The sequence below is a fragment of the Tenacibaculum sp. MAR_2010_89 genome, assembly GCF_900105985.1.
In the GTDB taxonomy this organism is placed as follows: Bacteria; Bacteroidota; Bacteroidia; order Flavobacteriales; family Flavobacteriaceae; genus Polaribacter; species Polaribacter halocynthiae.
Window position 1 is genome coordinate 2,870,875 of record NZ_FNUB01000005.1, and the last position, 14,441, is coordinate 2,885,315.

The 14,441-nt window shown below is 29.4% G+C and carries 8 protein-coding genes; 5 read left to right on the forward strand and 3 right to left on the reverse strand.

Annotated elements, in window-relative coordinates:
- Positions 1-6 precede the first annotated feature (6 nt).
- On the reverse strand, positions 7-5,082 hold the full coding sequence (locus BLV71_RS15985) for a T9SS type A sorting domain-containing protein (protein WP_093871516.1): 5,076 nt from the start codon (positions 5,080-5,082) through the stop codon (positions 7-9).
- A 116-nt stretch (positions 5,083-5,198) separates the two neighbouring features.
- Here BLV71_RS15985 and BLV71_RS15990 point away from each other — a divergent pair, with 116 nt between their 5' ends.
- The 5 genes from BLV71_RS15990 to BLV71_RS16010 all read left to right on the forward strand — a co-directional run bounded on the left by BLV71_RS15990 (position 5,199) and on the right by BLV71_RS16010 (position 11,748).
- The gene (locus BLV71_RS15990) at positions 5,199-8,228 is read left to right on the forward strand and encodes a glycosyltransferase family 117 protein (RefSeq protein ID WP_176974418.1); all 3,030 of its coding nucleotides are present in this window, start codon (positions 5,199-5,201) and stop codon (positions 8,226-8,228) included.
- Positions 8,216-9,013, forward strand: a complete 798-nt coding sequence (locus tag BLV71_RS15995; RefSeq protein ID WP_143032804.1) for a class I SAM-dependent methyltransferase — start codon at positions 8,216-8,218, stop codon at positions 9,011-9,013. The genes BLV71_RS15990 and BLV71_RS15995 overlap by 13 nt, the downstream gene beginning before the upstream one ends.
- Before the next feature lie 133 nt (positions 9,014-9,146).
- Positions 9,147-10,103 carry a carbon-nitrogen hydrolase family protein gene (locus BLV71_RS16000; RefSeq protein WP_093871519.1) on the forward strand — a complete coding sequence of 319 codons (957 nt, stop codon included), beginning with the start codon at positions 9,147-9,149 and terminating at the stop codon, positions 10,101-10,103.
- A gap of 40 nt (positions 10,104-10,143) precedes the next feature.
- A complete protein-coding gene (locus tag BLV71_RS16005) occupies positions 10,144-10,779 on the forward strand; it encodes a Crp/Fnr family transcriptional regulator (protein ID WP_143032805.1) in 636 nt (211 codons plus the stop codon).
- A gap of 75 nt (positions 10,780-10,854) precedes the next feature.
- Positions 10,855-11,748: a Cif family virulence factor gene (locus BLV71_RS16010; RefSeq protein WP_093871521.1), complete on the forward strand. Its 894-nt coding sequence runs from the start codon at positions 10,855-10,857 to the stop codon at positions 11,746-11,748.
- Positions 11,749-11,833: 85 nt separating this feature from the next.
- Here BLV71_RS16010 and BLV71_RS16015 read toward each other — a convergent pair whose 3' ends face one another.
- Entirely contained in the window at positions 11,834-13,147 is a 1,314-nt protein-coding gene (locus tag BLV71_RS16015; protein WP_093871522.1) for a DEAD/DEAH box helicase, read from the reverse strand.
- A 136-nt stretch (positions 13,148-13,283) separates the two neighbouring features.
- The gene (locus BLV71_RS16020) at positions 13,284-14,408 is read right to left on the reverse strand and encodes a metallophosphoesterase family protein (protein ID WP_093871523.1); all 1,125 of its coding nucleotides are present in this window, start codon (positions 14,406-14,408) and stop codon (positions 13,284-13,286) included.
- Positions 14,409-14,441 lie beyond the last annotated feature (33 nt).

Below are 14,441 nucleotides of genomic sequence, written 5' to 3' on the forward strand. Positions count from 1 at the left end.
ATTTTTTTACTCTATTATCATTTTCTTAGTATCTACTTTATGACTTTCAATATAAAGAGTATAATAATAAACTCCAGAGGCAAGTGATGAACTATTAAAATACAGTTCATTTTCTCCAAATTTTGTTAAATGAACCGTATCAATAACCTGTCCTGATGAATTACTAAACACAACAGCTGCTTTTTCATACTTACTAGGTACGTAATACTTTATTGAAGTTGTACCATTAAAAGGATTAGGTATATTTTGGTATAAAATAGGAGTCTCTTTTTTTGTTGCTACACTTCCTGAGCTTAAAGTTCCTTCACAAGCACAAGCCTCAATCGTTTCTACTCTAGATATTAAATTATCAATTTTAGTTTGTTGTTCTGAAACTTTAGTTTCTAATGTAGATATTAAAGATGATAAATCAACATTAACAGAAGACCCATTCTCAATGCCGATAGTTAATGTATTACCAGACAATGAAGCTGATGTTAAATTCTGATTATCAGAACTAACATAAGATGATAAATCGATTGTATTACCTCCGGCAATAGTCAAATTATTTCCTGTTAATGAAAGTGTTTGGTTATCGGTTCCTGTTCCATCTTGTAAAACAGATAAATCCACACTCGATCCATTAGTTATATTTAAAGTAGTTCCACTTAAACTTAAATCTTGTGAATCACTTCCTACTCCTCCACCTAAACTAGATAAATCTACACTGTTTCCGTTTGAAATATTTAATGTAGTTCCTGTTAATGAAACTGTTTGGTTATCAGTTCCTGTTCCATCCTGTAAACTTGATAAATCTACACTGTTTCCATTTGCTATACTTAATGTAGTTCCTGCTAATGAAACTGTTTGAGCATCGGTTCCAGTTCCATCCTGTAAACTAGATAAATCTACACTTGCTCCATTGGTGATATTTAAAGTTGTTCCACTTAAACTTAAATCTTGTGAATCACTTCCTACTCCTCCACCTAAACTTGATAAATCTACACTGTTTCCGTTTGAAATATTTAATGTAGTTCCTGTTAATGAAACTGTTTGGCTATCTGTTCCTGTTCCATCTTGTAAACTTGATAAATCAACACTGTTTCCATTTGCTATACTTAATGTAGTTCCTGCTAATGAAACTGTTTGGCTATCTGTTCCTGTTCCATCTTGTAAACTTGATAAATCAACACTTGCTCCATTGGTGATATTTAAAGTTGTTCCACTTAAACTTAAATCTTGTGAATCACTTCCTACTCCTCCACCTAAACTAGATAAATCTACACTGTTTCCGTTTGAAATATTTAATGTAGTTCCTGTTAATGAAACTGTTTGTGAATCTGTTCCAGTTCCATCTTGTAAACTTGATAAATCTACACTGTTTCCATTTGCTATACTTAATGTAGTTCCTGCTAATGAAACTGTTTGGCTATCTGTTCCTGTTCCATCTTGTAAACTTGATAAATCAACACTTGCTCCATTGGTGATATTTAAAGTTGTTCCACTTAAACTTAAATCTTGTGAATCACTTCCTACTCCTCCACCTAAACTAGATAAATCAACACTGTTACCATTTGATATAGTTAATGTAGTTCCTGCTAATGAAACTGTTTGACTATCTGTTCCAGTTCCATCTTGTAAACTTGATAAATCTACACTATTTCCATTCGCTATACTTAACATAGTACCTGCTAATGAAACTGTTTGGCTATCCGTTCCTGTTCCATCTTGTAAACTTGATAAATCTACACTGTTTCCATTTACTATACTTAATGTAGTTCCTGCTAATGAAACTGTTTGAGCATCGGTTCCTGTTCCATCTTGTAAAACAGATAAATCTACACTGTTTCCATTTGCAATACTTAATGTAGTTCCTGCTAATGAAACTGTTTGAGCATCGGTATTATCTAAATATCCTGATAAATCTACACTTGTTCCATCGTTTGTTAAACTTAAAGTATTACTACTTAATGATAAGTCTTGAGCATCCGTATTGTCTAAATATCTTGATAAATCTACTGTTGATGCATTACCAGATATGCTTAATGTATTAGTTGCTAAAGAAAGTGATTGTGCATCTGTTCCTGTTCCATCTTGTAATCCTGATAAATTAACACTATTTCCATTTGCTATACTTAAGGTTGTTCCTGAAAATGAAAGTGATTGTGCATCAGTATTATCTAAATATCCTGATAAATCTACACTTGTACCATCATTTGTTAAACTTAAAGTATTACTACTTAATGATAAATCTTGAGCATCCGTATTGTCTAAATATCCTGATAAATCTACTGTTGATGCATTACCAGATATGCTTAATGTATTAGTTGCTAAAGAAAGTGATTGTGCATCTGTCCCTGTTCCATCTTGTAATCCTGATAAATTAACACTATTTCCATTTGCTATACTTAAGGTTGTTCCTGAAAATGAAAGTGATTGTGCATCAGTATTATCTAAATATCCTGATAAATCTACACTTGTACCATCATTTGTTAAGCTTAAGGTATTACTACTTAATGATAAATCTTGAGCATCCGTATTGTCTAAATATCCTGATAAATCTACACTTGTTCCATCGTTTGTTAAACTTAAAGTATTACTACTTAATGATAAATCTTGAGCATCCGTATTGTCTAAATATCCAGATAAATCTACTGTTGATGCATTACCAGATATGCTTAATGTATTAGTTGCTAAAGAAAGTGATTGAGCATCTGTTCCTGTTCCATCTTGTAATCCTGATAAATTAACACTATTTCCATTTGCTATACTTAAGGTTGTTCCTGAAAATGAAAGTGATTGTGCATCAGTATTATCTAAATATCCTGATAAATCTACACTTGTTCCATCGTTTGTTAAACTTAAAGTATTACTACTTAATGATAAATCTTGAGCATCCGTATTGTCTAAATATCCTGATAAATCTACTGTTGATGCATTCCCAGAAATACCTAATGTATTTGTTGTTAAAGAAAGTGATTGAGCATCGGTATTATCTAAATATCCTGATAAGTCTACACTTGTACCATCATTTGTTAAACTTAATGTGTTACTACTTAATGATAAATCTTGAGCATCCGTATTGTCTAGGTATCCAGATAAATCTACCGTAGATGCATTCCCAGAAATACCTAATGTATTTGTTGTTAAAGAAAGTGATTGAGCATCAGTTTGAGTTGCCCAAGTTAATGCACCTGAACCATCTGTTACTAATACCTGACTTGAAGTTCCATCAATAATAGGAAATTCATAATTACCAGCTATATTCAGGCTATTTGCTATTTGTAGTTTTCCTTGTGTACTAATTGCTGCTACTGGTGCTCCGTTATAAGGCCCCCAAGTCCAACCATTAGCAGTTGAAGTACTCATCGTATTTTTGATACTCACCCCTGTAACTGGACCATAATTAAAATTGGTTCCGTTTCCATAAGATATTTTATAACGTTCACTCGAATTAAATTCAATACCATTAGTTGCCCCATAATTGAAACGAATAATATTATCTTCCATATTTAGAGTAGCTGATGCTGTATGATTTCCTAAATTATCAGATAATAAACTATTCCATGCTGTTCCATTCCATACATATAATAAATTTTCTTCAGTATCATATACTGTAAGTCCATTATGAGTAGTTGTTAAACCGTTTCCTAATGTAGTTTTTTGTGCAGTTGTAAGTCTATTAAATAATAATCCTTTATTGGTCCCTGAAAGTTCTAAGGCTGCTTTTGCATTAGGTGAATCTGTACCAATACCTACACTTAATGGATTTGTAGCTCCTCCTAAAACCATGGTATTTGCAATTGCCGCTGTAGCTGCATTACCTATAGCTACTGAGTTATCTCCACTAACAATAGCATTGTACCCTAATGCTATATTATTTGTTGCATCTAATGCACCTCCAGTATTATCAATTAAGTCATTTGAAGCTGCTCCAAAACCAATAACAATAGCTCCGTCATTTTTAATAATTGACCCAGATCCGATAGCTACAGAATTTTTATTATCTATATCTACACTATTACCTATACCTACTGCATAGGATTGTGAAATATTTGTTTGATCTCCAAAACCTACTGAATAATCAGCATTAGCATTCATATTTAATGAATTTCCTATACCAACAGCATTATTACCACGCATATCATGGTTATTACCAATAGAAATACTATACTGAGCATTGTTATAACCACTGTACCCCATTATAATAACATCATTGTTATCTACATCAATTCCTGCACCAATAAATGTTGTTCTATATCGTCGAGTATTATTATAATCAGAATATGCTCCCATACCTACATTATCTTCGCCCTCTCGATTGGTAAATCCTGTTTCATAACCAACATACGTATTTCTATTAGCATTAGTAGTAGAATTTGTTCTATTATTATCCCAACCAGATCGTGCTCCTACAAAAGTATTAAAATCTGCATGCTCAGTAGCAACTCCAGAAGCGGCTCCTATCATAGTGTTATAGACACCTTTATTTACATCAATACCTGCTGAATCTCCAAATGCAGAATTATGATGTCCTTCACTAACATCTGATAATGCTTCATCTCCAACACCTGTATTACGATATCCTGTTCCAGATGAAATACCAGCTTCATTACCTACAAATGTATTTCTATACCCTGTTGTATTGGAGAATCCTGCATCCTCACCAATAAATACATTTTCATATCCTGTAGTGGTTTTTGTTCCAGCTTCTTCACCTACAAATACATTATCATATCCAGTAGTTGAGTTTTCTCCTGCTTCAGTTCCAATATAAACATTATCTCCTCCAGTTGTATGGTACCTTCCAGCTTCCATTCCTATAAATGTATTATCAAAACCTGTTGTATTAGAATACCCTGCCATATACCCTATAAATGTACTTTCAGAGGTTGTATTATATCTACCTGCCCTATACCCTAAAAATGTAGTATAGTGTGCTGATGTAAGAGCAGAACCTGTACTATCACCATACATCGTATTATAATCTCCTGATGAAATACTTACACCTGAACCTGTACCTGATGTTTGATTAAGTGTTTGAGCATAACCCCTTGTAAAACAAAGAAGTAGAAACCCAATTAGAAGTAACTTTTTATTCATACTTTTTAATTGTTTGATTATGACAAAATTACATATTATAATTAACATTATATTGTAATTATTTTTAAAAAAATTAACTTTTAGTTCTGAATTTATTTATTATATATTTGACGTCTGTGAAATCTAACCAAACAATTGTAAGCTGGGGATTATTTTTAATCTCTTTTATTATTTACGCTATTTGCATTCCAAATTCAATAACTTTTTGGGATAGCCCAGAATTTGTCGTTTCTAATTACTCTTTACAAACAACACACCCTGCTGGTGCACCATTTTACACCCTTTTAAATAATGTTTTAATTGGAGTCTTTTTCTTTATTAAGCCAGTTATTGTTTCCAATTTATTCTCATCTCTTTTTGGTGCTTTATCTGTTGTATATTTATTTAAAATAATTACAATATTCTCTGTAAAAGTAACACCTAATCAGGAAAGTATAATTCATCATATTGCTGGAGTTATTGGGTCCTTATCTTTTGCCTTTTGTCATAGTTTTTGGGTTGCTTCTACAGAAACAGAAGTATATACTTTATCTTTTTTCTTATTGATTTTAATTTTTTGGTTACTTTTAAAATGGGAAGGAACTAATAATCTAAATCAAGAAAAAAAATTGCTGCTAGTTATTTTTCTATTGTTAGGTATTTCTCTTGGGGTTCACCTCATTAATTTAGCTATAATAATTCCATTAACTCTTATTTTTTTTAATAAAAAGTTTGGGTTTACCACAAAACACATACTCCTTTCTTTATTTATCGGATTAGCTTTATTCTTTATTTTTCTAACAGTACTATTTCAAGGAACTATTTCTCTTTTATCTTCTTTAGATATTTGGATGGTTAATTCATTAAATTCTCCAGTTAACTTTGGGGCTACTTCTGGTTATATAATCATCATATTTAGTGTTATTTTAAGTGTTTTTATAAGTCATAAGTTTAGAAAACTTACACTTACTTATACTTTACTCTGTTTACTAATGTTTTATATTGGATTTTCTTCATATATAATGCCTTTAGTAAGATCACAAGTAAATACTGCAATATCTAATACAACTTTAACCACTTCAAGTTTATTAAAATATATTAGAGCTGAACAATTTGGTATTTCTAATATTCCATTATTAAAAGGTTCTTCTTTCAATGCCCCTTTGAATAGTAATACTCCTTTTTTAAACGGAAAACCTAAATTTAGATATAATACAATAAAAAAAAAATACACAATTATTGATGATGGTAAGAACAGTGTTCTTAATTATGATAAAAAATTTGACTTATTATTTCCAAGAGTTTTTCATAAAAACGCTATTAATAAAGAAGCATATAAAACTTGGGCAACAATAAAAGGAACTCCTGTTTTTTTACCTAATTTAAAGCAAACAGTTAACAAACCAACTTTTTTGGAAAACTTATCATTTTTTTATAATTATCAAGTAAACTGGTTATATCTAAGATATTTATTTCAAAATTTTGTTGGGATTCAAAATACTTTTAAAGGAACCGGAAATATAACAAAAGGAAACTGGGCTTCAGGGTTCAACTTTATTGATAAAAATAGAATTGGAGATCAATCGGTTATTCCACAATATTTTAAAAACTTAAATAGTAAAACTCTTTTTTATGGATTTCCTTTTTTACTTGGTCTAATAGGTTTATATAAACTTCGTAAACAAAAAGTTTACTTTTTAACTTCTATCCTTTTATTTTTAACTTTTGGTGTAGGAATAACAATTTATGTTAACCCTGTTCCCCAAAGTATACTAATTAGAGAAAGAGATTATATCTTTGCAGGTTCATTCATTTTTTTCTGCATATGGATAGGTCTATCTGTTAATAGTTTATTCTCTTTATTTAATTTTATAAAAAATGAAAAAAAGAGAATTATAACAATTGGAGTTATCACTTTATTTGTGTCTCCTATTCAATTACTCGCCAAAGGATTTGATAATCATTATAGAAAAAAAGAAACGTTTGCTTTTGAGCTTGGAAAAGCATATTTGGATGGATGCCCAAATCAGGCTATTTTGATAACAAACTTTGACAACATGACTTTTCCTCTTTGGTATTTACAAGAAGTAGAGAATTATAGAACAGATGTTAGAATTATAAATTTTGATCAATTACAACTTGATTGGTATGCTCAAAAATTAAAAGTAAAAATTAATAAATCAAAACCAATTACTCTATCTCTTAATGATGATTTTATTAACTCTAAATTTGACAGTGAAATACCTTTAAATAAGATAACTAATAAGTATTTCAATTTAAAAAAGGCTGGTACTTTTTTAAACAATCCTAAAAATAAAATAACACTTCAAGGAAATAGTTTTTATACTATGCCTACAGAAAATCTTATTTTACCTATCCGTAAAAACATATCTCTAATTGGGTCAAATATTAAAAATTTAGACACTTTAAAATGGTCTTATAAAAAAAACATCTATTATAAGAATGAACTTATACTATTAGATATTATAGGAAATAACCTTAAGGATCGTCCTATTTGCTTCGCCGAGAATGGTGACAAAAAACATTTTTTAGGGCTTAATAATTATTTAATACAAAAAGGAATTGTTTTTGAATTACTTCCTTTAATAAGAACTAAAAAAGAATTAAACCCGAAAATTGTAGATACTAAAACATCTTTTAACAACTTAGTTACTTCTCCCCCTTTTAAAGTGTTAAATAATATTGACTCTAAAATAACTGATGAATCTGTTTATATATCTAAAAGAGTTTTGAGAAGATCTTATTATTTTTTAGCCCAATCATTAATTGAAGAAAAAAATATTAAACAAGCTGAAAGTACATTAAATTATTGCATTAAAACAATTCCTAACCAAACAATACCTTTTCATGAATTTGGATTTGCAATTGGAAAACTTTATTACAGAATTAATAAAAAAGAAAAAGGATTTCAAATTTGTTCTACTGCTATTAAAAACATTGAAGATGAACTTAAATGGATACTTTCTTTTAATCCTCCGAGACCAATTATTAATGTAAGGTATGCTAATGGGTTAATGAAACGTTACGAACAAATGATTTTTCAAATAAAAGATTATAACATTGCATATTATACTAAAAAAAATACTGAATTAAATCAAATTAAAAAGCAATTAAAAACCTGGCAACTTAAAAATTGGCCTTATTAATTAAGTATATGTTCTTTTTTTCTACAGAAGTAACCTCTTCAAAAATATCATCAGACTCTCCTTTATACCAAAGAACAAAAAAAGCCTATGAACTCATTAAAAATGATGTTTTTGGTTCTTTACTCGAGATTGGTCCAGGCGAAGGGTATGGCCTTAATTTAATTAAAGAAAAATGTACTGACATTTATGCAATAGATAAAGCCAATTATGCTGTTAAAGAACTTACTTCTAAATTTCCAGAGGCTACTATCATTAAACAAAAAGTTCCTCCTTTACCACAAATAAAAAATGAAAGTTTAGATTTTGTTATCTGTTTTCAAGTAATTGAACATATAAGAAATGATCTTAATTTTTTAAAAGAGATTCATAAAAAACTAAAACCAGGAGGTACTTTGTTTTTAACTACTCCAAATATTGAGCAATCGGTAGCTAGAAACCCTTGGCACTACAGAGAATATAAACATAAAGAATTAGAAAAACTTTTAAATTCAATATTCAATTCTGTCATTATAAAGGGAATTAAAGGAAATGAGCTCTCTACCAAATATTATACTGAAAATAAAAAAAGAGTACAAAAAATTTTAAAATGGGACTTTCTTCGCTTAGAAAAAAAGCTACCTTCCTTATTACTTAAAATACCTTATGAAGTACTTAATAGAATAAACAGGAAAAAACTACTTAACAATCACAAAGATTTAGTACATAAAATCTCCTCAAAGGATTATATTTTAACGGATAAATGTGATAGTAACTCACTTGATTTTTTTTGTATTATACAAAAGTAAGAGCAAATTTAGTTTTATTCCTTACTTGTTAAACTTCTTGTTAAAAACCTTAACCTGTTTCCTATTTCGTATCTATTTCCTAAATTAGAAGCATAAAATATGTAATTAAACTATTGACAGATACGCTTCCAACATGAATACAGAAAATATACTCAAAATAGGAATGGCTCAAATTTCGCCAGTTTGGTTAAATAAATCAAAAACTATTGAAAAAATAAAAGACTCTATTAACAAAGCTGGAAATTCAAATTGTGAACTTCTAGTATTTGGAGAAGCACTTCTTCCTGGTTACCCTTTTTGGTTATCAATGACAAATGGTTCAGAATTTAATTCTACCGTTCAAAAAGAAATACATGCCCATTATATAAGAAACTCTATTCAAATTGAATCAGGAGAATTGGATGAAATTTGTAGTCTTGCAAAAAAGAATAATGTTGCCATATATTTAGGAATAATAGAACGTGCCAAAAACAGAGGTGGCCATAGTTTATATTGTTCTTTAGTATATATAGACTCTGAAGGTGAAATTAAATCTGTACATAGAAAACTACAACCAACTTTTGAAGAACGATTAACTTGGTCACCAGGTGATGGTAATGGATTAAGAGTTCATGATTTAAAAAAATTCTCTGTTGGTGGTTTAAACTGTTGGGAAAACTGGATGCCATTAGCAAGAACTGCACTATATGGTATGGGAGAAAATTTACATATTGCTGTTTGGCCAGGATCTGACACTAACACAAAAGATATTACTAAATTTATAGCTAAAGAATCTCGATCTTTTGTAGTATCAGTTTCTAGTTTAATGAAAATTGAAGATTTTCCTAAAGGCACACCACATTTAGAAGAAATACTTAAAAACTCACCTAACATTTTAGCTAATGGTGGATCATGCATAGCAGGACCTGATGGTGAATGGGTTGTTGCTCCAGTTATAAATAAAGAGGGAATAATCACAGCTGAAATTGACTTTAATAGAGTACTGGAAGAAAGACAAAACTTTGATTCTGTTGGACATTATTCTAGACCAGATATAACAAAACTTACCATTAATAGAGAAAGACAATCTGTAATTAATATTATAGATTAATTACTTATAAAAAATAACTCCTAAGCATACCATATATAATTTGAATGAAATAGAAAAAATGTTGAATGTTTTTATAAAAGAGCTTCGTATTACTGAAGAAAAACTAATCAATGAACTAACAACAAATTCAACTTTAACAACACATAAAAAAGGTGATTTTATAATTAAAAACAACCAATACATTAAAGTATTAAAAATTGTTTTACAAGGAAAAGTAAGGGTTTACCAAGAAAATGAAGAACGTGAAATCCTAATTTATTATTTAAACAGCATGGAAACTTGTACTCTGTCTCTTTCCGCTTGCTTTGAAGATTGTAAAAGTAGTGTAAATGCTATCGTTGAAGATAATTGTACTATTTTGAATATCCCGGTAAGACATGTTAAAGATTGGAATTTTAAATACAAATCTTGGAATACTTTTACCACAAAAACTTTTAGAGAAAGTTATAACCACTTAATAAATCAATATTCAACCCTAGCTTTTCAACCTTTAAAAGATAGATTGTTTGATTACTTATTATCAAAAGCAACTGATTCAATTGTAAAAAAATCTCATCAAGAATTAGCAAAAGAATTGGGTACTTCAAGAGAAGTAATATCTAGGCTTTTAAAAAATCTTGAAAAAAACAATAAACTTCATCTTGGACAAAAAGAAATACTCCTTTTAGTAAAATAATTAAGCCTGTGATAAAAGTCACAGGTATTTACTTTTTTATCATCTTTTCTTTGTAATAAACTTAAATACATTAAAATGAAAAGATTTAAAATAGTCCTACCAATATTTATATTTCTAATTGTGAGTAACACTTTTGGACAAATTTCAAAGAATAAAAATAAATCACCCCAACAATCTTACATTAGTCATAGTCCAACTAAACATCATAAAGTAGCTTTAGAAGTATTAAAAGCTAGTAAAACATGGATTTCAAACTTTAATACTAAAAACATAAAAGCTTGCTTGCAAGGGTACTCTAAAAAAGCAGTTATGAATGTTACTCCTTATGGTGTAAAAACTGGTAAAGAAGAAATTTCAAACTTTTGGAAACCTTTTATTAAATCTGGTGCCACCAACTTAATATACTCAAATGTAAGTATTGAAATAGCTAATGAAACTACTGCTTTTTTATCCGCTAATTGGAGTATGAATGTAGGAAGAGGTATTATATTTCAAGAGAAATGGGAAAAAATTAAAGGTCAATGGTTATTAACCTACGATAATTTTCAAATATTGGAACAGTTTAAAACTCCACAAGAAAATACTACTTCCCCTATTACTAGTCATAACATATTAGAAAAAGTTATTACAGCATCAATAAACTGGATAGAAGGCTTCAATACAGGTAAAAAAGATGTGTGCGGAAATGGATACTCCAATAATGCTACAATGAATGCCGTTCCTTTTACATCTGTAAATGATAAAAAGAATATCAAAATATTTTGGGATAAACTAATTACTGACGGAGCTACAAATCTTACCTATCATAATCCAACATTCAGTGTTAAAACAAACAATAGTGTTATACTTACATCTCTTTGGAGTATGAATATCGGTGAAGGAAAAATTTTTCAAGAAAAATGGGAAAATATAAATAATGAATGGCTATTAACATATGATGAGTTTCAAGTAATAAAACAATATCAATAGCTAACACCTACTTTAAATTTAAAGTAAGTTATTCATAAAAAACCAAGAATAACTAGTAGATATCCTTGGTTTTTTATAGTTATTTTTAAACTATACTAATACGTACTTTCTTACTTTTTAAACGAGTATTATTTAAGCTCTCTACTAGATCTTTAGCTTCAGTAACAGGCACAGCAATAAACGCACAATCTTGTTTAAGTTCTATAACACCTAATTGATCTTTAGTTAAATTACCTTTTTTAAAGAAAAGTCCAGCGATATCTCCTTTTGAAATTTTGTCTTTTCTTCCCCCTGAAATAAATAACGTTTCCCAATAACGAGGTTTCAGCTTTTCTTTATTAGAAATAGTTACGTTTGGTACATTCTTAATAAATTCAGGCAAATTTTCTTTTTCCCATTTTAATACATATGCTGTTCCTTTAGCATTTACCCTAGCTGTTCTACCATTTCTATGTGTAAATTCTTCTACTCTTTGTGGTAGTTCATAATGAATTATATAATTCATTTCAGGAATATCGATACCTCTTGCTGCTAAATCTGTAGCTATTAAAACTTGACTTGTTCCGTTTCTGAACTTTATTAAAGAACGCTCTCTATCTCTTTGCTCCATTCCTCCAGAAAAACAACTATGTGCTACTTTACTTTTTGATAAAAAGTCACTTACATGTTGAATACTATCTTTTAAATTACAAAAAATAATTCCTTGTTGATTACCAACATGAAGTAACAAGTTTAAAAGTGTTTGATTTTTATTCTTTGCTGAAGAAACCACAGTTTTTATAGCTAGTTTTTTTGGTTTCTTACCTGTTAAGTAGTTTAATACTTTTGGGTTATTTAACCTCACAAAATCTGGTACTTCTGATTCTTGAGTTGCTGATGTTAAAATTCGTTTATTAATGTTTGGTAATTGATTAATAATACCTCTCATTTCATACTCAAAACCAACTTCTAATGACTTATCAAATTCATCAAGTATTAATGTTTTAATACTATCTTTAGAAAAACGTTCATTTGCAAAATGATCAGATATTCTACCTGGCGTACCTATTAAAATACTTGGGGTATGTTTTAATTCTATTTTATCTTTTGCCATAGACCTTCCTCCATAAACAGCATTTACTTTTAATCCTGTTCCCATTTCACGAATAACTTGCTCTATTTGAATAGCAAGCTCTCTTGAGGGAACTAAAATTAATACTTGAACTTCTTTATTATTTGGATCTATTACCTTTAATGTAGGTAATAAAAAGCCTAATGTTTTTCCAGTTCCTGTTGGTGAAAGTATTACAGTATTTGCTGTAGTATCTATAACTGAAATAGCCTCATTCTGCATTTCATTTAATTCATAGATATTTAATTTTGCTAAAATATCCTCTTGCGTTTTAATTGTATTTGCCATAATATATACTATCTATGAATTTTTTATTTTTCGCAAAGATAGTTAGTCTTATAACAGTAATTATCATTTAATATCTAATAAAAAACTCATTAAGAAAGTTCTTAATGAGTTTAATCAATATAAAATAGTTTATTTTTTAATTATTTGGATATGGATTTACATTCTTTGACCATGTCAACACTGTTTCATCTCTTACGGTCGAAGGACTATTTGGCATTGCTTTATAGTAAGGATTCCCTTTATCATAACCAATTGAACTTAACTTTACATCCCCATTACTCATAATATCAATTTTAGAGTACCCAAAAAAGGTGGCTGAACCAGGACTTCCACTATTCCCTGCAATTACTTGGTATGTACCTTTATTACCAGGTTGCATACGTTGATAATCATGTAAATGTGCTGACAACATTGCTACCACTTTATTTTCTACCAATTTAGGCCATAAAACTAGCCCTTCAGGAAACCCTTTATGCCCTGTTTCTGGTTTTCCACTTACATAATAAGGTTTATGACCTAATACAAAAACATGATCTATTTTAGGATTTTTTTTATATTCTTCAACTTTATTAATTATCCATTGAGTTGGTATTTGCCCTTCTAAACCATAAGGGCTTTCTTTTGTTGGACTATTATAAGTATCAGTGTTCATCAATACAAATCCAATATTTTTACGAGTAAAAGCAAAAGTCATTTGATTATTAATACTATCATTTCCTTTAACATAGTCTCTATCTTTAGGCATATATTCTGCCATATGCTTCATCCAAATTTGAGTAGCTCCTTTCAAAGGCCATTCATCGTGGTGCGGTACATTATAATCATGCCAATATAACATTTCATGATTCCCTGGAATGGCTACCATTTCTATATTAGATTTACTAATAGGACTAAAACTAGTGTTATAGTATAATTTTTTCCATGCAATTAGTTGATTTTCTAACTTAGTTGTAGTAGATTCTGCCAATACCATATCTCCTAAAAAGAAAAATAAATCTGGTTTCCTTTTTAAATCAGAAATTTCAGTCCAAATTCGTTTCATTGCTGATAAATTAGCCGTAGAAGCATTTGTTGCTGTAGTATCTCCTACTTGATGCCTATCTACTCTATTACAGCCTAAAAAAGTAAAACTAAAAACTATAGAATCTTGCTTTTTAGAAACCTCTTTAAAATCTTCTTTTACTATTTTATCTTTTTTCTTTTTATTACAACTAGTTACTACAAATATAATTAGTAGTATTAGTACATATTTAGCTCTCATAATTGATTGGTTTGGTTACTATTCAAAGTTAAT